The 20841-nt window shown below is 72.8% G+C and carries 20 protein-coding genes, 1 pseudogene and 1 riboswitch; of the genes and pseudogenes, 12 read left to right on the top strand and 9 right to left on the bottom strand.

Features of this window, described 5'->3' with window-relative positions; genetic code table 11:
- The first annotated feature begins 38 nt into the window (after positions 1-38).
- Positions 39-1271, top strand: a complete 1233-nt coding sequence (locus tag ACF07S_RS08660; protein WP_391973757.1) for an extracellular solute-binding protein — start codon at positions 39-41, stop codon at positions 1269-1271.
- Positions 1272-1281: 10 nt separating this feature from the next.
- On the top strand, positions 1282-1545 hold the full coding sequence (locus ACF07S_RS08655) for a DUF3263 domain-containing protein (RefSeq protein ID WP_391963811.1): 264 nt from the start codon (positions 1282-1284) through the stop codon (positions 1543-1545).
- An 8-nt stretch (positions 1546-1553) separates the two neighbouring features.
- Here ACF07S_RS08655 and otsB read toward each other — a convergent pair whose 3' ends face one another.
- The 3 genes from otsB to ACF07S_RS08640 all read right to left on the bottom strand — a co-directional run bounded on the left by otsB (position 1554) and on the right by ACF07S_RS08640 (position 4957).
- Positions 1554-2444: a trehalose-phosphatase gene (gene otsB, locus ACF07S_RS08650; RefSeq protein WP_391963810.1), complete on the bottom strand. Its 891-nt coding sequence runs from the start codon at positions 2442-2444 to the stop codon at positions 1554-1556.
- Between the two features lie 64 nt (positions 2445-2508).
- A complete protein-coding gene (locus ACF07S_RS08645) occupies positions 2509-3924 on the bottom strand; it encodes a trehalose-6-phosphate synthase (RefSeq protein WP_391963809.1) in 1416 nt (471 codons plus the stop codon).
- 61 nt (positions 3925-3985) lie between these two features.
- Positions 3986-4957, bottom strand: a complete 972-nt coding sequence (locus tag ACF07S_RS08640; protein ID WP_391973756.1) for a glucosyl-3-phosphoglycerate synthase — start codon at positions 4955-4957, stop codon at positions 3986-3988.
- Between the two features lie 137 nt (positions 4958-5094).
- A riboswitch (SAM riboswitch) is annotated at positions 5095-5242 on the top strand.
- An 18-nt stretch (positions 5243-5260) separates the two neighbouring features.
- On the opposite strand from ACF07S_RS08640, the gene thrC reads away from it, so the two are divergent.
- From thrC to groL, 4 genes are all read left to right on the top strand, one after another.
- Positions 5261-6559, top strand: coding sequence for a threonine synthase (thrC, locus tag ACF07S_RS08635; protein ID WP_391963807.1), 1299 nt, complete (start codon positions 5261-5263; stop codon positions 6557-6559).
- Positions 6556-6831, top strand: coding sequence for a MoaD/ThiS family protein (locus ACF07S_RS08630; protein ID WP_391963806.1), 276 nt, complete (start codon positions 6556-6558; stop codon positions 6829-6831). The genes thrC and ACF07S_RS08630 overlap by 4 nt, the downstream gene beginning before the upstream one ends.
- Positions 6832-7261: 430 nt before the next feature.
- Positions 7262-7465 carry a cold-shock protein gene (locus ACF07S_RS08625; RefSeq protein ID WP_004929928.1) on the top strand — a complete coding sequence of 68 codons (204 nt, stop codon included), beginning with the start codon at positions 7262-7264 and terminating at the stop codon, positions 7463-7465.
- Between the two features lie 458 nt (positions 7466-7923).
- Positions 7924-9546, top strand: a complete 1623-nt coding sequence (groL, locus tag ACF07S_RS08620; protein WP_391963805.1) for a chaperonin GroEL — start codon at positions 7924-7926, stop codon at positions 9544-9546.
- 82 nt (positions 9547-9628) lie between these two features.
- On the opposite strand, the gene ACF07S_RS08615 is transcribed toward groL, so the two are convergent.
- The gene (locus ACF07S_RS08615; RefSeq protein WP_391973755.1) at positions 9629-9982 is read right to left on the bottom strand and encodes a hypothetical protein; all 354 of its coding nucleotides are present in this window, start codon (positions 9980-9982) and stop codon (positions 9629-9631) included.
- 212 nt (positions 9983-10194) lie between these two features.
- On the opposite strand from ACF07S_RS08615, the gene ACF07S_RS08610 reads away from it, so the two are divergent.
- Positions 10195-11325, top strand: a complete 1131-nt coding sequence (locus ACF07S_RS08610) for an NADH:flavin oxidoreductase (RefSeq protein WP_391973754.1) — start codon at positions 10195-10197, stop codon at positions 11323-11325.
- 483 nt (positions 11326-11808) lie between these two features.
- On the opposite strand, the gene ACF07S_RS08605 is transcribed toward ACF07S_RS08610, so the two are convergent.
- Positions 11809-12963 carry an epoxide hydrolase family protein gene (locus ACF07S_RS08605; RefSeq protein WP_391973753.1) on the bottom strand — a complete coding sequence of 385 codons (1155 nt, stop codon included), beginning with the start codon at positions 12961-12963 and terminating at the stop codon, positions 11809-11811.
- A 99-nt stretch (positions 12964-13062) separates the two neighbouring features.
- On the opposite strand from ACF07S_RS08605, the gene ACF07S_RS08600 reads away from it, so the two are divergent.
- The 3 genes and pseudogenes from ACF07S_RS08600 (at position 13063) to ACF07S_RS08590 (ending at position 16356) form a co-directional block, all read left to right on the top strand.
- Complete coding sequence (locus ACF07S_RS08600) at positions 13063-13644, top strand: TetR/AcrR family transcriptional regulator (protein ID WP_391963801.1); 582 nt, start codon at positions 13063-13065, stop codon at positions 13642-13644.
- Between the two features lie 100 nt (positions 13645-13744).
- Positions 13745-14707: pseudogene (locus ACF07S_RS08595) on the top strand (MFS transporter); the annotation flags it as partial.
- 101 nt (positions 14708-14808) lie between these two features.
- Positions 14809-16356 carry a carboxylesterase/lipase family protein gene (locus ACF07S_RS08590; protein WP_391973752.1) on the top strand — a complete coding sequence of 516 codons (1548 nt, stop codon included), beginning with the start codon at positions 14809-14811 and terminating at the stop codon, positions 16354-16356.
- A 38-nt stretch (positions 16357-16394) separates the two neighbouring features.
- Here the strand turns inward: ACF07S_RS08590 and ACF07S_RS08585 are convergent, their stop codons facing one another.
- The 3 genes from ACF07S_RS08585 to ACF07S_RS08575 all read right to left on the bottom strand — a co-directional run bounded on the left by ACF07S_RS08585 (position 16395) and on the right by ACF07S_RS08575 (position 19057).
- A complete protein-coding gene (locus ACF07S_RS08585) occupies positions 16395-16964 on the bottom strand; it encodes a hypothetical protein (RefSeq protein ID WP_391963798.1) in 570 nt (189 codons plus the stop codon).
- Between the two features lie 58 nt (positions 16965-17022).
- Positions 17023-17970, bottom strand: coding sequence for an N-acetylmuramic acid 6-phosphate etherase (gene murQ / locus ACF07S_RS08580; RefSeq protein WP_391963797.1), 948 nt, complete (start codon positions 17968-17970; stop codon positions 17023-17025).
- Positions 17971-18097: 127 nt separating this feature from the next.
- Complete coding sequence (locus ACF07S_RS08575; protein ID WP_391963796.1) at positions 18098-19057, bottom strand: MurR/RpiR family transcriptional regulator; 960 nt, start codon at positions 19055-19057, stop codon at positions 18098-18100.
- A 56-nt stretch (positions 19058-19113) separates the two neighbouring features.
- Here ACF07S_RS08575 and ACF07S_RS08570 point away from each other — a divergent pair, with 56 nt between their 5' ends.
- Positions 19114-19515, top strand: a complete 402-nt coding sequence (locus ACF07S_RS08570) for a hypothetical protein (RefSeq protein WP_391963795.1) — start codon at positions 19114-19116, stop codon at positions 19513-19515.
- Positions 19512-19790: a DUF4031 domain-containing protein gene (locus ACF07S_RS08565; protein WP_391963794.1), complete on the top strand. Its 279-nt coding sequence runs from the start codon at positions 19512-19514 to the stop codon at positions 19788-19790. Before ACF07S_RS08570 ends, ACF07S_RS08565 begins: the two co-directional genes overlap by 4 nt.
- Here the strand turns inward: ACF07S_RS08565 and ACF07S_RS08560 are convergent.
- Positions 19772-20815 carry a GNAT family N-acetyltransferase gene (locus tag ACF07S_RS08560; protein WP_391973816.1) on the bottom strand — a complete coding sequence of 348 codons (1044 nt, stop codon included), beginning with the start codon at positions 20813-20815 and terminating at the stop codon, positions 19772-19774. The genes ACF07S_RS08565 and ACF07S_RS08560 overlap by 19 nt on opposite strands.
- Positions 20816-20841 lie beyond the last annotated feature (26 nt).

Here is a 20841-nt window from a genome sequence, read left to right as displayed (position 1 = left end):
ACGTGCAGCGGCGGCTCAGGACAAGAACGATCGCGGTGGTGTCCGTACTGGGGCTGACGGGCGTCCTCGGCGGATGCGGTGCCGACGGCGGATCGTCGGACGTGACCCTGAGGCTGGTCGCCGCCGAGTACGGCGACAGCGCGGCCAACAGCTCCGAGAAGTACTGGGCCGAGCTGGTCGATCGCTACGAGGCCGAGCACCCGGACGTGAAGGTCGAGGTCAGCGTCTACTCCTGGAGCGACGTCGACCGCAAGGTCAGGGAGATGGTCGACGCGGGCGACCCGCCGGACATGGCGCAGATCGGCGCGTACGCCGACTACGCGGCCGAGGGGAAGCTCTACCAGGCCGGCGACCTGCTCTCCATCCCCGTCCAGGCGGACTTCCTCCCGCAGCTCTCCGCCGCGGGCGAGGTCAACAGCGTGCAGTACGGCATGCCGTTCGCCTCCTCCACGCGCGTGCTGTTCTACAACAAGAAGCTGTTCGCCGAGGCCGGCATCACCCCGCCGAAGACCTGGGCCGAGCTCGCCGCCGGCGCCGAGGCGCTCAGGGCCGAGGGAGTGAAGTACCCGTACGCGCTGCCGCTCGGCCCGGAGGAGGCGCAGGCCGAGACCATGCAGTGGCTGCTCGGCGGCGAGGGCGGCTACACGGACCTGACGGGCACCTACAGCATCGACTCCGTGCAGAACGTCCAGACCTTCACCTGGCTGAAGGACGAGCTGGTCGGCAAGAGCCTCACCGGTCCCGTCGCGCCCGGCGAGCTCAACCGGGCCGACGCGTTCGCCGCGTTCGCGGCCGGTGACGTCGGCATGCTCAACGGGCACCCCTCGTTGATGGGGATGGCCGAGCAGAAGGGCGTGGAGTTCGGCATGGTGCCGACGCCGGGTGCCGACGGCGAGAGCCCGTCCACGCTCGGCGTCGCCGACTGGATGACGGCCTTCAGCGAGAACGGCCACCGCGACCAGGTCGGCGACTTCCTCGACCTCGTCTACAGCGAGGAGAGCGTGCTCGGCTTCTCCCGCCGGTACGACCTGCTGCCGGTCACCAACTCCGCGTCCCGCGCGATGGCCGCGTCCGAGGAGGGCCGGGCCCTCAAGCCCTTCCTCGACCAGCTGCCCACCTCCGAGCTCTACCCGGTCGGCAAGACCTCCTGGGCGGCGGTCAACGCGGCCGTCAAGAAGCAGATCGGCAAGGCGGTCGGCCCGAACGGCAGCCCCGAGGGCGTCCTCGGCGCACTCCAGGCGACGGCGACGCGCGCGGAGAGCACGGAGTAGCCTGCGGGACATGGACCAGCGGGGCGAGGGCGAGGCGGAGCACGAGGCCGGCGGGCTGGCCCGGCGCGAGCGGGACATCCTCGCGCTGGAACGCCGCGGCTTCGCCGGCCCCGGCGTCAAGGAACGGACGATCCGCGAGGAACTGGGCCTGGCGCCGGTGCGCTACTACCAGCTCCTCAACGCCCTCCTCGACGACCCGCGCGCCCTCGCGCACGACCCGGTGACGGTCAACCGCCTGCGCCGCGTACGGGACGCCCGCCGCGCGGAGCGCTGAGGGCGCCGTCAGCCGATCCGGTCCGCCAGCGCCCGGAGCAGCCGCACGACCCCCCCGGGTCCGTCGGTCACCACGTCGGCGCGGTCCCGCACCTCCGTGACCTCGTCGCTGCCGCTGCACACCAGGAGCCCCGGCGTCCCGGTGGCGCGCAGCTCGTCGACCGCGGTGTAGGCGGGCAGGTCGCCCAGGTCGTCACCGGCGTAGAGGACCGTCTGCGCGCCGATGTCCCGGGCGTACTCCGTCAGGGCGACGCCCTTGTCCATGCCGGGCGGCCGCAGCTCCAGGACCAGGCGGCCGGGCTCGACGATCAGGCCGTGCCGGGTGGCGAGGCCGGTCACCGGCTCGCGCAGCGCCTCCCAGGCGGCCTGCGGGTCCTCGGCCCTGCGGGTGTGCACGGCCACCGCCCGGCCCTTGTCCTCGACCCAGGTGCCCCGCCGGGCGCCGGCCCGGTCGAGCAGCCCCGGCAGCTCCGCGCGGGCGGCGGCGACGCCCGGGTGCGGGGCGGGCGCGGTGACCGTGCCGGTGACGGCGTCCCAGCGCTCGGCGCCGTAGTGGCCGAGGACGACCAGGTGCTCCAGTCCGGCCACGCCGGCGAAACCGCCGAGCCGCACCGCCACCGCGGCCGGCCGGCCGGTGACGACCGCGACCGAGGCCACCTTCGGCGCGAGCGCGGCGAGCGCGGCCACCGCGCCGGGGTGCGCGCGGGCCTGCTCGGGATCGGCCACGATCGGCGCGAGCGTCCCGTCGAAGTCGAGCGCGATCAGCGCCTTCGCCGGCCGCGCGAGCAGCGCGTCCAGCCCTTCCCGCCCGGCCGGCGATCCCGGCGCCGGCAGATCACCGGCGCCCCCGCCGCGCGCGCCCTTGTCCCGAGGGTCCGTGGAATCCGTATGACTGCCCATACCGCCAACCTATCCACGCCCGCGGGGTCGCACGCGTGCGTGATCGGCCACACCCGCCCACCGGTCAGCCGGGGACGCCGTCCCGCAGCGCGTTCAGCTGGTCCAGGAACCACCGGGCCGGCGGGAGCGCGGTCGCCGCCGCGGCCAGGCGCTTGCTCCGCTCGGTGCGCTCCGCCGGGCGCATGGACAGGGCCTCGTGGAGGGCGCGGGCGGTGCCGGAGACGTCGTAGGGGTTGACCGTGATCGCGTCCTCGCCCAGTTCCTCGTGGGCACCGGCCTCCCGCGACAGGACCAGGGCGCAGCCCGCGTCGGAGACGACCGGCACCTCCTTGGCCACCAGGTTCATGCCGTCGCGGATCGGGTTGACCAGGGCCACGTCCGCCAGCCGGTAGGCGGCCAGCGAGCGCGCGAAGTCGTCCTTGACGTGCAGCACGACCGGCCGCCAGTCCGGCGTCCCGTACCGCTCGTTGATCTCCTCCGCCACCCGCCGCACCTCGGCGGTGTAGTCGCGGTACACGGCGAGGTCCTGCCGGGAGGGGTAGGCGAAGGCGACGTGCACGACGCGTTCGCGCCACTCGGGGCGGTCCTCGAGGAGCTGCCGGTACGCCAGCAGACCGCGCACGATGTTCTTCGACAGCTCGGTGCGGTCGACCCGGACGACCGTGCGGCGCGCCCCGCCGTCGGGAGCCGTGCCGATCTCCTCCCGCAGCGCGGCGATCCGCTCCTCGACGTCCGCCTCGTGGGACCGGGCGCGCAGGAAGTCGGCGTCGGCCCCGAGGCCGTGCACCCCGATCCGGGTCTCCCCGAGCCCGCCGGTGTACCGCTCGCAGCACGCGGTGAACGCATCCGCCCAGCGGTGGGTGAGGAAGCCGAGCCGGTCGGCGCCCAGCATCCCGCGCAGCACCTGTTCCGCGATGTCGTCGGGCAGCATCCGGAAGTACTCCGGCGGCGCCCAGGGCGTGTGCGAGAAGTGACCGATGCGCAGGTCCGGGCGGAGTTCGCGGAGCATGCCGGGGACCAGCGTCAGGTGGTAGTCCTGCACGACCACGGCGGCCCCCCGCGCCGCCTCCTCGGCCAGCGCCTCGGCGAACGCGCGGTTGTAGGCCTCGTACGACGCCCACTGCCGGCGGAACCCCGCGTCGAAGACCGGCTCCAGCGGCGTCTGGTAGAGCATGTGGTGCACGAACCACAGCACCGAGTTGGCGATCCCGTTGTACGCGTCCGCGTGCACGTCCGCGGGCACGTCCAGCATCCGCACGCCGTCCTCGCCGACCCCGCGCCGCACGGCCTCGCGGTCGCCGTCGGACAGCGCCGAGCACACCCACAGCGCCCCCGCGTCCGGCCCGATCGCCGACAGCCCCGAGACGAGTCCGCCGCCGCCCCGCCTGGCCCGCAGCGAACCGTCCTCACCCACCTCGTACGAGACCGGCCCCCGGTTGGAGGCGACCAGCACCTGAGCAGCACCGAACGTAGAAGACATACGCCTCAACCTAGCCCGGCCCCCGGGCACTCAAACGTCGCCGCCGGCCCGGTGCGAGGGGTCAGGCCACCCTGCGGGCCCGGTACTCCGCGATCTCCGTCATCGGGGGGCGTTCCTCGGTGTCGACGGAGAAGGTGCGGGGGGCGAAGGTGCCGCCCGTGCGCTCGAACTGGGTGAGGGACGGCCGGATCAGATGGCCGCGGGCCAGGCGGAGCTGGGCGGTGCGGTAGATCGCGGCGGCCATGCGGCCGAGGGCCTGGTCGTCCTGGTGGCGGTGCTTGCGGACGCCGACGTCGACCTGGGCCAGGGCGTCCAGGCCCACCAGGTGCAGGGCGTCGACCAGCATGCCGAGCTCGACGCCGTAGCCGACGGGGAAGGGAAGCCGTTCCAGCAGGGTGCGGCGGGCCGCGTACTCGCCGCCGAGCGGCTGGACGAAACCGGCCAGCCGGGGCCAGTGCATGTTCAGCAGCGGGCGGGCCACCAGTTCCGTGACCCGGCCGCCCTGGCCGGTGGCCGCCGGGCCGGCGGCGCGTCCGTCGGGCAGCGTGAGCGGACGGTCGTACATGGCCTTGACCAGGTGGACGTCCGGCTCGGTGAGCAGCGGGCCGACGATGCCGGAGACGAAGTCGGAGGAGAACTCCCGCAGGTCCGCGTCGACGAAGCAGACGATGTCGCCGCGGGTGGCGAGCAGGGACCGCCACAGCACCTCGCCCTTGCCGGGCACCGCCGGGACCCGCGGCAGTATCGCGTCCCGGGACACCACGGTCGCGCCCGCCGCCGCGGCCCGCTCGGCCGTGCGGTCGGTGGAGCCCGAGTCGACCACCACGATCTCGTCGACCAGCGGGGCCCGGAGCACCAGGTCGTTCCGGATGGCCGACACGATCTCGCCGACCGTCGCCTCCTCGTTGAGTGCGGGCAGCACCACGCTCACCGTCCGGCCCGTGGCCCGCTTGGCGGCCAGGACCCGGTGGAGCGGGCGGTCGGCCACCGACCAGGAGCGGTCGGCCAGCCAGCGCTCGACTTCTTCCAGCACGCTTCCCGGCTCCTCACTGACCTGTGATCCATCTCGCGGTTCGGACGACTATCTCAACCATGCGGGCCTTCGGTTACAGTCTTGAACAACGCCGACGACCACCGCACGCCGGGGTCACCGCGCGGATAACTGAACACCGCTCATCCAGAGGGGCAGAGGGACACGGCCCGATGAAGCCCCGGCAACCCTCCAGTCGGTTCCCGTCACGCGGACGTGGCGAGGCTCCCGGCTCGGGAAGGTGCCAAATCCGTCTCACGGCGAGATGCGTCGTGAGGAAGATGAGGAGAAAGGGCCTCGCCTCACATGGCTGTGCAGACAGTTGCAAGCACCACCGATTCCGCTCCCGGCAGCTCCGTGGACCTGGGCCCGGCCGCCGCGCTCTCATGCCGCGAATGCGGTCACCGCGTCCCGCTCGGCCCCGTCTTCGCCTGCGAGGAGTGTTTCGGCCCGCTGGAGATCGCCTACGACTTCTCCGCGTACGGCACCGAGGAACTCCGCGAGCGGATCGAGGCGGGACCCGCGAACATCTGGCGCTACGCGCCCCTGCTGCCCGTCCCGGCGGACGTGGCGACCAAGCCGAACATCAACCCCGGCTGGACCAAGCTCGTCCAGGCCGACAACCTCGCGCGCGAGCTGGGCGTCGACCCCGGCAAGCTGTTCGTGAAGGACGACTCCGGCAACCCGACGCACTCCTTCAAGGACCGCGTCGTCGCCCAGGCCATCGAGGCCGCCCGCGCCTTCGGCTTCACCACCCTGTCCTGCTCCTCCACCGGCAACCTGGCCGGCGCCGTGGGCGCCGCGGCGGCCCGGGCCGGCTTCCGCTCCTGCGTGTTCATCCCGCACGACCTGGAGCAGGGCAAGGTCGTCATGGCCGCCGTCTACGGCGGTGAGCTCGTCGGCATCGAGGGCAACTACGACGACGTGAACCGCTTCTGCTCGGAGCTGATCGGCGACCCGGCCGGCGAGGGCTGGGGCTTCGTCAACGTCAACCTGCGGCCGTACTACGCGGAGGGGTCCAAGACCCTCGCGTACGAGATCTGCGAGCAGCTCGGCTGGCGGCTCCCCGACCAGATCGTGGTCCCGATCGCCTCCGGCTCGCAGCTCACGAAGATCGACAAGGGGCTGCAGGAGCTGATCGGGCTCGGTCTGGTCGAGGACAAGCCGTACCGGATCTTCGGTGCGCAGGCCGAGGGCTGCTCCCCGGTGTCCACGGCCTACAAGGCCGGCCACGACGTCGTGCGCCCGCAGAAGCCGGACACCATCGCCAAGTCGCTCGCCATCGGCAACCCGGCGGACGGGCCGTACGTGCTGGACATCGCGCGGCGTACCGGTGGCGCGGTGGAGGACGTGACGGACGAGCAGATCGTCGAGGCGATCAGGCTGCTGGCCCGGACGGAGGGGATCTTCGCGGAGACGGCGGGCGGCGTGACGGTCGGCGTCACCAGGAAGCTCATCGACGACGGCGTACTCGACCCGGCCCTGACCACCGTCGTGCTCAACACCGGTGACGGCCTGAAGACGCTCGACGCGGTGGCCGGCACCGGGCTCACCACCACCATCCGCCCCAACCTGGAGTCGTTCCGAGAGGCAGGCCTCGCATGAGCGTGACCGTCCGCATCCCGACCATCCTGCGCACCTACACCGGTGGGCAGGCCGAGGTCAGTGCCCAGGGGGCCGACCTCGGCGAGGTCATCGCCGACCTGGAGAGGAACCACGCCGGGATCGCCGCCCGGGTCCTGGACGACCAGGGCAAGCTGCGCCGGTTCGTCAACGTCTACGTCAACGACGACGACGTCCGCTTCGAGCAGGGCCTCAAGACGGCCACCCCGGACGGTGCGGGCGTCTCCATCATCCCGGCGGTCGCCGGCGGCTGATCATTACCTTTGGTAATGACGGTTACCGAGCGTTCGGAACGTCGCCCCCTCCGTAAGAGAAACGGAGGGGGCAATTCCATTGGATTGAGCGCGGTAGAATCGGGGAACGCGCTCCCGATCCGGAGATCGAAAACCCCGGATCCCCGCTGCACGCCCGACTGGATGCAGCCAAAGTGTGGGCCCCATTCGCGGCATGTTTCCCTTTTGCCTGGCCCGACTTGCCCTGAATTCGGATGAATTCTGGCCAGATTCCGGACCGGCGTCGTCCAGATTTCTCGCCCGATTGACCTGTTGCAGACGGCAGTTGGGCAGATACATTCGGCCGCGGTCGACGCGTTCCGGCGCCACCCCCCAACCGTTGGGGGGTGAGGTCTGACCCGGATCCGCGAAGTGCGGATCTGCGCAAGGGCCAGTAATAGGGGAGTTAGGCATGGCTCAGGGCACCGTCAAGTGGTTCAACGCGGAGAAGGGGTACGGCTTCATCGCGGTCGACGGTGGTGCGGATGTTTTCGTCCACTACAGCGCGATCCAGATGGACGGTTACCGCACCCTCGAAGAAGGCCAGCGGGTCGAGTTCGAGATCTCGCAGGGTCAGAAGGGCCCACAGGCCGACATGGTTCGTCTCAGCGCCTGAACGCGCTACCAGCCGCAAGCATTCCTGCTGACGAAGGGCCCGTACCTCCCGGGGTGCGGGCCCTTCGCCGTGCCCGCGCCGGGGCCTGTGCCCGTGTCCGTGTCCGTGTCCGTGCCCGTGCCCGTGTCCGTGTCCGGGCCTTCGTCGCCTTCGCCGTGCCCGCGCCGGGGCGCCCGGACGTGTTCGGGTGACGGGCGGGCGCCCTGCTTCGTGCGCCCGCCCGTCACCCGACCACCACCCCTCATCGAGCCCGCTTCGAGGGCGCGCCTTGCACTCGAGGGGGTCGAGTGCTAATCATTGCGTTAGCACTCTGAAGGTGAGAGTGACAACGTAAGGACCGGGTCGGTGAGGCCCGCAGGCTGCGTGGGGCAAGGAACCACAAGGCCGGCGAGCCGTCCGTCGCGGGCGCGGGCGCGGTCCTGGAGTCATCACCCCCAGTCCTGGAGGGACCACTTCACATGGCCAAGATCATCGCGTTCGACGAGGAGGCGCGGCGCGGCCTCGAGCGCGGCATGAACCAGCTCGCGGACGCCGTCAAGGTGACGCTCGGCCCCAAGGGCCGCAACGTCGTCCTCGAGAAGAAGTGGGGCGCCCCCACGATCACCAACGATGGTGTGTCCATCGCCAAGGAGATCGAGCTCGAGGACCCGTACGAGAAGATCGGCGCCGAGCTGGTCAAGGAAGTCGCCAAGAAGACGGACGACGTCGCCGGCGACGGTACGACCACCGCGACCGTTCTCGCCCAGGCCCTGGTCAAGGAGGGCCTGCGCAACGTAGCCGCCGGTGCCAACCCGATGGCCCTGAAGCGCGGTATCGAGAAGGCCGTCGAGGCCGTCTCCGGTGCCCTGCTGGAGCAGGCGAAGGACGTCGAGACCAAGGAGCAGATCGCCTCCACGGCCTCCATCTCCGCCGCCGACACCCAGATCGGCGAGCTCATCGCCGAGGCCATGGACAAGGTCGGCAAGGAAGGCGTCATCACCGTCGAGGAGTCCCAGACCTTCGGTCTGGAGCTGGAGCTCACCGAGGGTATGCGCTTCGACAAGGGCTACATCTCGGCGTACTTCGCCACCGACATGGAGCGTATGGAGGCCGTCCTCGACGACCCGTACATCCTGATCGCCAACTCCAAGGTCTCCAACGTCAAGGACCTGCTCCCGCTCCTGGAGAAGGTCATGCAGTCGGGCAAGCCGCTGCTGATCATCGCCGAGGACGTCGAGGGCGAGGCCCTGTCGACCCTGGTCGTCAACAAGATCCGCGGCACCTTCAAGTCCGTCGCCGTCAAGGCCCCGGGCTTCGGTGACCGCCGCAAGGCCATGCTCGGCGACATCGCCATCCTCACGGGCGGCGAGGTCATCTCCGAGGAGGTCGGCCTCAAGCTGGAGAACGCGACGCTCGACCTGCTGGGCAAGGCCCGCAAGGTCGTCATCACCAAGGACGAGACCACCATCGTCGACGGTGCCGGCTCGGCCGACCAGGTCCAGGGCCGCGTGAACCAGATCCGCGCCGAGATCGAGAACAGCGACTCGGACTACGACCGCGAGAAGCTGCAGGAGCGCCTGGCGAAGCTCGCCGGCGGTGTCGCGGTCATCAAGGCCGGTGCCGCCACCGAGGTGGAGCTCAAGGAGCGCAAGCACCGCATCGAGGACGCCGTCCGCAACGCCAAGGCGGCCGTCGAGGAGGGCATCGTCGCCGGTGGTGGCGTGGCCCTGCTGCAGGCCTCCCAGGTCTTCGAGAAGCTGGAGCTCGAGGGTGACGAGGCGACCGGCGCCAACGCCGTGCGCATCGCGCTCGAGGCCCCGCTGAAGCAGATCGCCGTCAACGCCGGCCTCGAGGGCGGCGTCGTGGTGGAGAAGGTGCGCAACCTGACCCCGGGCCACGGCCTGAACGCCGCGACCGGCGAGTACGTCGACCTGGTCAAGGAAGGCATCATCGACCCGGCGAAGGTGACGCGTTCCGCGCTGCAGAACGCCGCGTCGATCGCCGCGCTGTTCCTCACCACCGAGGCCGTCATCGCCGACAAGCCGGAGAAGGCCGCCGCGCCGGCCGGCGGCGGCATGCCGGGCGGTGACATGGACTTCTGATCCCTTCGAGGATCGGATCCGTCCGACGCGTGACCGAGGGCGGCACCCCCTGTTCCGGCAGGGGGTGCCGCCCTCGGGCCGTTCACGCGGTGCACCAGGGGACGCGGCAGGTGTGCGGCGCCGAGCCCTCGGGGCACAGGCCCCGCAGCACCGCCTTGCGGATCGCCCGCCAGGTCCGCAGCGAGCACACCAGGCGGACGCGCAGCTCGACCGGTTCGCGCGCGCCGCCGTCGTGGCCCGGGTGCTCCCAGGCCCACTGCTCGACCAGGTGGTCGTAGAGGTCGGCGGTCGTCATGCCACCGGGCAGCGCGCGCAGGACGGTCCGCCCGGTGATCCGGGCGCCGCGGGCCCGTACGGCCCCGTCGACGAGCGCGTCGACCCACGCCAGCCCCTCCGGGTCCGCGTACAGGCCGAACCGCAGGGTCCGCGTCCTCATCGTGCCGTGTCGCGCCGGCGGCGCGTGGTGTTCCCCATGCCCGTCATCCTGCGCCGGTGCGTCCGGCGGGACCAGGGATTCTCGTGAGGTGACCGGGATCACAGAGGGTCGGGTGGGGGACGGCGGAATGTCTTCCCCCGCGTGCCGGTTGGCGTGGAAGTGCGTTGGATGCATGCGCACATACCAATTGGTACCCAGCGAGGAGCCCCCACGTGACCGTCACCGCTCCGGAGACAGCCGCCCGCGCCGCCGGACTCCTGTCCCGGCCCGTCGCCATCAACGGCCTGACCGTTCCCAACCGCATCGCCATGGCGCCGATGACCCGCATGTTCTCGCCCGGCGGTGTTCCCGGCGAGGACGTCGTGTCGTACTACTCCCGCCGTGCCGCCGCCGGTGTGGGACTGATCGTCACCGAGGGAACGTACGTCGGGCACGAGTCGGCCGGGCAGAGCGACGGCGTCCCCCGCTTCCACGGGGAGGAGCAGCTCGCCGGCTGGGCGAAGGTCGCCGAGGCGGTGCACGCCGCGGGCGGCACCATCGTTCCGCAGCTGTGGCACATCGGCATGGTCCGCAAGCAGGGCGATCCGCCGTTCGCCGACGCCCCCGCCGTCGGCCCCTCCGGTCTGCGCATCGGCGAGGACGAGGTCACCGGCACGGCGATGACCCAGAAGGACATCGACGAGGTCGTCGGCGCCTTCGCGCAGGCCGCCGCCGACGCCGAGCGCATCGGCTTCGACGGCGTGGAGCTGCACGGTGCCCACGGCTACCTCATCGACCAGTTCCTGTGGGCCGGCACCAACCGCCGCGGCGACGCCTACGGCGGTGACCCGGTGGCCCGCGCGAAGTTCGCGGTGGAGATCGTCGCGGCGGTCCGCGAGCGGGTCTCGCCGGAGTTCCCCGTCATCTTCCGCTACTCGCAGTGGAAGCAGGAGGCCTACGACGCCCGGCTCGCCGAGACGCCCCAGGAGCTGGAGGCGATCCTCGCGCCGCTGGCCGCCGCCGGCGTCGACGCCTTCCACGCGTCCACGCGCCGCTACTGGACCCCCGAGTTCGACGGCTCGGACCTCAACCTGGCCGGCTGGACCAAGAAGCTGACCGGCAGGCCCGCCATCACGGTCGGCTCGGTCGGCCTGGACGGCGAGTTCCTCAAGGCCTTCCAGGGCGAGGGCGCCGCACTGGGCGACCTCGACAACCTGCTGGACCGGATGGAGCGCGACGAGTTCGACCTCGTCGCCGTGGGCCGCGCGCTGCTCCAGGACCCGCAGTGGGCGGCCAAGGTCCTCGCGGGCCGCTTCGACGAGCTCGCGCCGTACGACCCCGCCTCGATCAAGACCCTGAGCTGAGCGGCCGGGCCGGGCGCCTCCTGGTTCCGGCGGGAGGCGCCCGGCGCGGACGGGGTCAGGGTTCCAGTGGCAGCGGCACCTGCTCCGCGGCCTGTCCCGGGTACGTGTACTCGGTAGGGCGCGCCGGTGTTCGCGCCAGTTGTCGCCGGTCGTCACAGCCGCACCTCCAGATATCCGCGTGCCGGAACGGCACTGGCCTCAGACGGGGAACGGTCTGCTTCGGGGTTGTGTGCGCTGAGCGGAGGGAAGTCGAGGGCTCGAAAATCCAGCTGAGCCGGTGATGTTCACCCGCCCGAGTGATCGCGTGCCTCGGGCGGGAGGGGCGGGGTTCGGTGGGTTCCTTCTCCCCGAGTTCTCACCGCATGCAGGACTCCAGCGGTGCGGGGCTGCCGGTTGCGGTCGCCCGGACAGGAGTCCGTGCGCGGCGGCCGGCGCACGGCTGTACCGCTGCGTGCCCCGCGGGAAGGGAGAGGCCGGGCTGTTTCATCCGCGGCGCAGTGAGCGGAAGGTGGTGCGGATCTCCTCGGCCAGGACGGCGGGCTGTTCCAGAGCCGCGAAGTGTCCTCCGCGATCGAGCTGGCGGTAGTGCAGGACATGGGAGTAACGCTTCTCGATCCAGCGGCGCGATGCCTGCACGGCCTCACCGGGGAAGATGCTGAACCCGGCCGGCGTGGGGTTCGGCCCGGGTGCGCCTCCCGGTTCCTGGCGTGCCTCCCAGTACAGCCGTACGGAGGAGGGGCCCGCGTTGGGCAGCCAGTACATCATGATGTCGTCGAGGATCTCATCGCGCGGGACGACCGCCTCGGGGTCGCCGTCGCTGTCGGTGACGTCCTGGAAGAGGGTGTAGATCCAGGCGGCCAGTCCGGCGGGCGAGTCGGCCAGGGCGTAACCGATGGACTGCGGCCGGGTGGCCTGCTCCCGGGAGTAGCCGTCGAGCACGCTTCGGTAACGCTGCGCCTTGTCCAGCATGCGCTGCTCGTCGGGTGTCGCGTCCTCGATCTCCTGGGCGGTGGGGAACACCAGCGGCAGGTTGACGTGCATGCCAAGAAATCCTTCGGGTGCCTTGCGGCTGATCGCCTCGACGACGGCCGATCCCCAGTCGCCGCCCTGCGCGACCCATTCGTGGTGGCCGAGGCGGTCCATGAGCCCTATCCAGGCGTCGGCTGTACGGGAGACCCCCCACCCGGCGGCGGTCGGCTTGTCGGAGAAACCGAAGCCGGGCATGGAGGGGATCACGACGTGGAAGGCGTCCTCGGCCCGGCCGCCGTGCGCGACGGGATCGGTCAGCGGCCCGACCAGATGACGGAACTCCAGGACGGACCCGGGCCAGCCGTGGCACAGCAGCAGGGGCATCGCTGACGGCTCGGGCGAGCGAGCGTGCAAGAAGTGCACGCCGACGCCGTCCAGGACGGTACGGAACGACCCGATGTCGTTGATGTCCTTCTCGCAGCGGCGCCAGTCGTAATCGGTGGCCCAGTGCGCGCACAGCGCGCGGATGCGCTCCAGCTCCGGGCCCTGGTCGGGGCCGGTTTCCCGGTCCGGCCAGCGGGTGTCGGCCAGCCGGCGGGCGAGTCGGTCGAGTTCCCGGCCGTCGACCGCGATCGGGAACGCTTCGACGTCCGCGGGGTGTGAGGGCATGACCGCCTCCTCGTAGTGGTGTGGCCGGTGCAACCAAACCACAAAGTGGAAGAAGCATTCAACTTAGAAAGAAGGTTTCCACTTGGTATGGTCGGCCGTATGACCGAACGTCCCTTGCGCCGCGACGCCGAGCGCAACCGGCAGCGCCTGCTGGAGGCGGCACGGGAACTCATGGCCCGCGACGGACTGCGGGTGCCGTACGAGGAGATAGCCCGCAAGGCCGGGAGCGGCATGGGCACCCTGTACCGCCGCTTCCCCGACCGCCAGGATCTCGTGGACGCCCTGTTCACCGAACATGTCGACGCCGTGATCGACCTCGCCCGGCAGGCGTCCCGGGCCGACGACGCCTGGAGCGGCCTCACCTGGTTCATGGAGCGACAGTTCGCGCTCGAAGCCGACAACCGCGCCCTGGGGGAACTCCTGCGCGGCGGTCAACAGGGATCCGCCCGCCTGGCACAGAGCTGCGCCCGCATCGCGGAACTCGTCGCACCCCTCATCGAACGCGCCGTCCGGGGCGGCCAGTTGCCGGCCGGAGTGACTGCTGGAGACCTCGAAACCGTTCACCTCATGGTGGGGGCCGTCATGGACGCCTCACGGCAGCACGACCCCGACCGGTGGCGGCGCGCCCTGGCTGTGGCACTCGCCGGACTTCGTCACGCCGACCTGCGAGGAGACGGGTGAGCCATTCGCCCCGCGAGGCGCCTGTTGTCCTCGGTCGTCCACCGGTCGGGCGTGAACGACGACAAGGGCGTGACGGGGCCTCGGCTCGCGCTCGCGCCGGCACGCGCTCTTCTGGACCTCGGCCGCGCTGGGCGTCGTCGCCCTGGTCCTGGTGCTGGTCCTCGTACCGGAGTCGACGGTGCGCACGGGCGGCCGGTTCGACCTGGTCGGCGCGGCCGGGATGGCGGCCGGCCTGATCTGCCTGCTGCTGGCGATCTCCAAGGGCGCCGACTGGGGCTGGGCGAGCGGCACCACCCTCGGCCTGTTCGCGGCGGGCGCCGTCACCCTGGTGGCCTGGGGATTCTTCGAACTCCGCGTCGACCGGCCCCTGGTGGACCTGCGCACCACCGCCCGCCCCCAGGTGCTGTTCACCAACCTCGCCTCGGTGGCGATCGGGTTCGGCATGTTCTCCATGTCCCTGGTCATCCCGCAGGTGCTGCAGCTGCCCGAGCAGACCGGTTACGGCCTCGGCCGGTCGCTGCTCGCCGCCGGTCTGGTCATGGCCCCGTCCGGCCTGGTGATGATGGCGCTGGCCCCCGTCTCCGCGCTCGTCTCCCGCGCCAAGGGCCCGAAGGTGACGCTGATGACCGGCGCCCTGATCGTGGCCGCCGGCTACGGCCTGAACGTCCTGCTCATGGACGAGGTCTGGCACTTCGTGCTGGCGTCCTGCGTCATCGGCGCCGGCATCGGCTTCACCTACGGCGCGATGCCCGCGCTCATCATGGGCGCCGTGCCCGCATCCGAGACGGGCGCCGCCAACAGCCTCAACGCCCTGATGCGCTCCATCGGCACCTCCGTCGCCAGCGCGGTCGCCGGTGTCGTACTGGCCCAGATGACCACCCGCTTCGGCACGTACGCCCTGCCCGCTGAGGACGGTTTCCGCACCGTCCTGGCGCTCGGGGCCGGCGCCGCGCTGGTCGGCTTCGCCATCGCCGCGTTCATCCCGCACCGCCGTCCGGCCGACGCCGGCCCCCCGGCCGCCGGCCCGGTCCGCACCCCGGAGGCCACCGGCGCCCAGGCGTAGGGTCGTCGATGATCAACGGCCGCCGTCCGGGCCCGTACCGGGCGGCGGCCGCGGGGCGGCTGCCCCGCCCGTCCCACCGGCCCGCAGTGAGGAGAATCCCGATGACGACGTCCGAGCCCCGCCCGCCGGCGGCGGACCCGACCGGACCCGTGGTGCGCACCGCCTCCGGTGCCGTGCGCGGACGGCGCGAGAGCGGCCTGACGGTCTTCCGCGGCATCCCCTTCGCCGCACCGCCGGTGGGCGAGGCGCGCTTCGCCGCCCCGCGTCCGCCCCGCGCCTGGGACGGCGTCCGCGAGGCGTACGCGTTCGGCCCGCCGCCCCCGCAGGAATCCGGCCTCCTCCAGGGCCGTACCGTCCCCGTCACCCCCACCGGCGACGACTGGCTCACCGTCAACGTCTGGACCCCCGACCCCGACCCCGCCGCCCGCCGCCCGGTGATGGTGTGGCTCTACGGCGGCGCCTACCGGCTCGGCCACGCCGGCAGCCCCGGCTACGACGCCCGGCGCATCGCGGACGACGGCGACCTCGTCGTCGTCACCTTCAACTACCGCGTCGGCGTGGAGGGGTTCGCCCACATCGAGGGGGCGCCCGCCAACCGGGGACTGCTGGACCAGGTGGCCGCCCTGGAGTGGGTGCGGGACAACATCACGGCGTTCGGCGGCGACCCCGGCCGGGTCACCGTGTTCGGTGAGTCCGCGGGCGCCGGTTCCGTCGCGGCGCTGCTGGCGATGGAGCGCGCGGCCGGGCTGTTCCACCGGGCGATCGCGCAGAGCCTGCCCGGCACCTACTTCTCCGACGCCCTCGCCCGCGACATCGGCGCCGAGCTCGCCGCCGAGGCCGGACTGCGGCCCACGGTCGCGGACCTGTCCGCCGTGGACCCGGGCAAGCTGGCCGCCGCCGGGCAGTCCCTGGGCATGAAGATGATCCGGTACGCCGGCCGCTGGGGACAGGCCGCGCCCACGGTGACGCCGTACGCGCCGGTCGTCGACGGCGACGTGCTGCCGGTCACGCCCTGGCAGGCGCTCGCGGCGGGGGCGGGCCGCGACGTCGAGCTGCTCACCGGACACAACCGGGACGAGTTCCGCCTGTTCGTCGCCCTGGCCGGACGGCTGGGACGGATCACCGACGAGCAGGCGACGGCGGCCCTGCGGACGTACGCCCCCGGCCCGGACGGCGAACGGGCCTACCGCGCCGCCTTCCCCGGCGCGTCCGCGGGGGAGCTGTGCGAACGGGTGCAGACCGACTGGCTGTTCGCCATACCCACGCTGCGGCTGGCCGAGGCGCAGCTCGCGGGCGGCGGCCGGGCCCACCTCTACGAGCTGACCTGGCCGTCCCCGGGCAACGGCGGCGTCCTGGGCGCCTGCCACGGCCTGGACCTCCCGCTGCTCTTCGGCACCTTCGAGGCGGACCTCGGGGTGCTGCTGTTCGCCGGGGACGAGCCGACGGCGGAGGCGAAGGAGCTGTCGTCCCGGTTCCGCGCCGCCTGGACGTCGTTCGCCCGGACCGGCGACCCGGGCTGGCCGGCGTACGACACCGACTCGCGCCCGGTGATGGTGCTGGACGCGGAGCCGGCGGTGGTGCCGGACCCGGAGGAGGTCTCCCGCCGCCTGTGGGAGGGGCATGAGTTCGGGCCCCTGCCCCTGCTCTGACGCGCTGCGCGTCGGGTCCCGGCCCCTGCTCCGGGGCGCTACAGGTTGCCCATCGGCTCGATGCCGGCCCGCACCGGCGTGCCCCACACGCGCAGCACCTCGTAGTCGGTGAACTCGTGCACGACCCGGTACGCCCTGGCGGGCCGGGGCCCGCGCCACTGCGCCGTGACGTACAGCTCGGCCTCGCGCCGGTCCCGGCGCGGGGTGCCGCACAGCTGCCACGCCTGCCCGTTCCACAGCTCCGGCAGCCAGCGCTGCTGGGGCTGCGGCCGCTCCTCGCGCACCCCGTACCGGGACGGGGCGGGATCGGTGGGCGGGTACTGCGGCGCCGGGCCGTTGAACTCGGCGCGGCGGGCGGCGCGGCGCCGGGTCTCGCAGAGCAGGCACAGGTCCGGGGCGCTCTCGTCGACCGGGCCGGTGGGGTGCTCGGCGCAGCGCGTACTGGGCGCTGCCGTGCCGACGCCCTCCTCCAGCAGGTCCAGGGCCCGTCGCAGGTCGGCCTTCAGCTCGTGCAGCCGGCCGTCCGGGGTGTCGGCGGACAGCGACTCGCCGTGCTCGCCGAGGACCCGCAGGGCGCGGCCCAGGGCGGTGAGCTGCGCGTGGTTCATGGTGGTCTCCGTGTCGGGTGGGTCCAGTATCCCAGCGTGCACGGGGATGCCGTCGCGGTCAGCCGTCCGCCCGCGCCCGCGCCCCGGCCAGCGCGGCGCGCAGGTGACCCGCGGACTCCGCGAGCAGGCGGGCGGCCGTCGGTCCGTCCACCCCGGCGAGGATGACCAGGATGGCGTTCTTGACCTCGCCGTCCGTGGCGGCCAGGGCGCGTTCGATGACGTCGTCCTCCGCCCCCGTGACCTGGGCGACGATACGGCGGGAGCGGGCGCGCAGCTTCTCGTTGGAGGCGCGGACGTCGACCATCAGGTTCCCGTACGTCTTGCCCAGCCGGATCATCGTGATCGTCGACAGCATGTTGAGGACGAGTTTCTGTGCCGTGCCGGCCTTGAGGCGGGTGGAGCCGGTGAGGAACTCCGGGCCCACGACGACCTCGATGCCGTGCTCGGCGGCCGCCGCCAGGGCGCTGCCCCGGTTGCAGGCCAGGCCCACGGTGAGGGCGCCGCGCGCGCGGGCGTACTCGACGGCGCCGATCGCGTAGGGCGTGCGGCCGGAGGCGGAGACGCCGACCACCGTGTCGGCGGCGGTCAGCTCCAGCGCGGCCAGGTCGGACTCGGCCAGCTCGCGGGAGTCCTCGGCGCCCTCCACCGAGGTGACCAGGGCGGCGGGGCCGCCCGCGATCAGGCCGACGACCCTGGCGGGGTCGGTGTTGAAGGTCGGCGGGCACTCGGAGGCGTCCAGCACACCCAGCCGGCCGGCGGTGCCCGCGCCCGCGTAGACCAGCCGGCCGCCCCGGGCCATCCGGCCGGCGACGGCGTCCACCGCCGCGGCGATCCGCGGCAGCTGCTCGGTCACGGCCCCGGCGACCGTGGCGTCCTCGTCGTTCATCAGCCGGGCGATGTCGTAGGTGGGCAGCCGGTCGACGTCCGCCAGCTCCGGGCGGAACGCCTCGGTGGTCAACGTCTCCAGCTGGGAGCGGAGTTCTCCGGGCGGGGGGGTGGCAGTCATGACGGTGTCTTTCCGGTCTGGGGTCGGGCGGCACGACGGGGGCGCGGGGGCCGGGCCGGCGCGCGGCCCCGCCGTGCGGGCGCGACCGGCCGCCGACCGCCCCGCGGATCTCCGGGGCGACGCGGCCCTACGGTCCCCTGCGAGCCGCTCGGTGCCGGTGTGCCAGCGCCTCGTAGGAAGCGGAGAGCGCCGGTGCCGCCGACTCGTACGTCCGCTGGGCGACGCCGACGAACAGGCAGTCCACCACCAGCAGCTGACCGGTCCGGGACGACATCGCGGCCGGGCGCAGCTCGCTCTCGCGGGCCGTGGACGTGGTCAGGACGTGGTCGGCGTACTGCGTGACGGGGCTGTCCGGGCGGCCGGTGACCGCCACCGTGGTCGCCCCGTGCTCGAAGGCCACCCGCAGCGGTTCGATGACGTCCCCGGTCGTACCGGAGTGGGTGATGGCGATCGCCACGTCGCCCGAGCGCAGCTGCACCGCGTTGGTGACGGCGAGGTGCGGGTCGCTGTGGGCGTGCGCCAGCAGGCCTATGCGCAGCAGTTTCTGGGTGAGGTCCTGGGCCACCAGCCCCGACGCGCCGACGCCGTACACGTCGGTGCGGCGGGCGCCGGCCAGGGCGCCCACGGCCGCGGCGAGCTGCACGGTGTCCAGGCCGGCCGCGGTGTCGGCGAGGGTCTGCTGCTCGTCGTAGGCGAGCTTGGCCACGACGTCGGCCAGGGGGTCGTCCACCGCGATGTCCGTGGTGATGGCGGGGGCGCGGCCGGACTGCTGCTGGGCGGCCAGACCGGCCAGGGCCAGGCGCAGATCGCGGTAGCCGGGGTAGCCGAGCAGGCGGGCGGTGCGGACGACGGTGGCCTCGCTGGTGCCGGTGAGTTCGGCGAGTCCGGTGACCGTGAGGGCCGCGCAGCCGGCCGGATCGTCGGCGACGGCCTCGGCGACCCGCTGCATGGAGCGGGTCATCGACGGCGCCAGCGTGCGCACCTTGGCCGCGAGGGCGGCGGGCGCGGGCGGGGTGGCGGGGGAGCCGCCCGGGCCGCCCGGGCCCCGCGATCCGTCCGCGAAAATTTCCTTCACTTCGTGGGTCACGGTGTGAAAGATATTTTCGTCCGGGTGGTGTGGTCAAGAGTGCGCACAATAGGGGCATGGAACCCCACCCCGCATCCGGCCCCGTCACCCCGCTGGAGCAGGCGCTGCACGCGGCGCGCGCCCTCGTGCTCGCCGACCTGGCCGCGCGCCGGGTCGCCGTGGCGGACGTGGTGTCCCTGGTCGAGGAGTCGGTCACGCACCGGCGCTGGTGGGTCCAGCAGTGGCCGCAGGGCGCCGGGTTCCTCGCCGGCCTGGTCGCCCAGGACGTCCAGGACGCCCTGCTGGAACGGCACGGGCGCTGGCCGCTGTGCCCGGTGTGCGGCTCCGGCGACCCGCACGCGCTGGACGTCGAGCCGGAACTCGGCCCCGATCCGCACTGGGTGTGCCACAAGGCGGGTGTGAGGGTCGCGTCGGTGGGCGGACTGGGCGCGGCCCCGGACGGGACGGTCTCCTCGTGACGGTCTACATCGACCCGCCGGCCTGGCCGGGCCACGGCCGCATGTGGTCCCACCTCGTCAGCGACGTCTCCTACGACGAACTGCACGCCTTCGCCGACCGCTTGGGCGTGCCCCGCCGCGCCTTCGACCGCGACCACTACGACATCCCCGGGCACCGGTACGCCGACGCCGTGCGCGCCGGCGCGGTCGAGGTCGGCAGCCGCGAGGTGGTGCGGCTGCTGCACGGGGCGGGGCTGCGGCGCCGCAAGGGCGCGGGTCAGCCGCGCAGTTCGTAGCAGACCCGCCCCTCCTCCTCGCCGGCCTCGGTGAAACCGGCCCGGGCGAGGACCTTCCGCGAGGGCGCGTTCTCCCGCTCGACGACGGCCGCCACGGTGCGCACGCCGTCCCGCGCGAGCGCCCACGCGGACAGGGTGCGCAGGGCCTCGGTGGCGTAACCGTGGCCGCGGGCGCCCGCGACGAGGTCGTAGCCGATCTCCACACGGCCCTCGCCGTCCGGGACGCCGTGGAAGCCCATCGCCCCCACCGCGCGGTCGTCGTCCCGCCGGACCAGCACGTACATGCCCCACTCCGGGTGGAACACGCCCTCCTCGTACTGCCTGACCATGATCCCGGCGCCCTCGCGGGTGCCGTCGGCGGCGGCCCCGCCGGCCCACTCGTAGCCGCCGTCACCCGCCAGGGACAGGCCGGCGGCGGTCGCCGGGGTGACGCCCTCCAGGACGAGCCGCTCGGAGTGGAGCAACGGATTGTTGCTCCACTTCCACCCGGTGACGGGTTCCCGGCCCGGCAGTGCACCGCGCCCGGTGGCCCACAGCAGCGTCTGCCAGGGCGTGGGCCCCGGCCTGACCTGCGGGAAGATCCGGGTGAGGACGAAGGAGGCCAGCTCGGCCGGCGGCTCGTACGTGATCCCCGTCCCCTCGGCGATGTCGTGCGTGTGCAGCAGCACCTCGGCCACGCCCATCGCGGCGAAGCCCTCCCGGTTCGCGTGCCGGAACGGGTACGAGTGGAAGGCGCGGACCGCGCGGGGGGTGGTGCGGATCGCGGCGGCGAGCAGGGCGCCGGTCGCCTCGATCGTCTTCAGGACGCCGGCGTTGTCGGTGTCCTCGTCGAGCGAGATCGTGAAGGGCAGGTGGCCGGCGGTCGAGCGTCCCGCGAGCCGCCCCGCGTACGCGATGAGATCGTCCGCGATGTGCGCCGCCGTCTCCCGGCAGTCCCACTCCAGCCGCCCGGCCCTCACCTTCCCCCAGTCCCGGTCGGTGACCGTCCCCAGCGCCGCCACGCAGTCCGCGACGGCTTCCTCCACCTGTTCCGCTCCCACAGCATGCATGC

The organism is Streptomyces sp. NPDC016640, assembly GCF_043076215.1.
In the GTDB taxonomy this organism is placed as follows: Bacteria; Actinomycetota; Actinomycetes; order Streptomycetales; family Streptomycetaceae; genus Streptomyces.
Note: the sequence above shows the minus strand (reverse complement) of the source record. Positions and strands in the feature narration are given on the sequence as shown.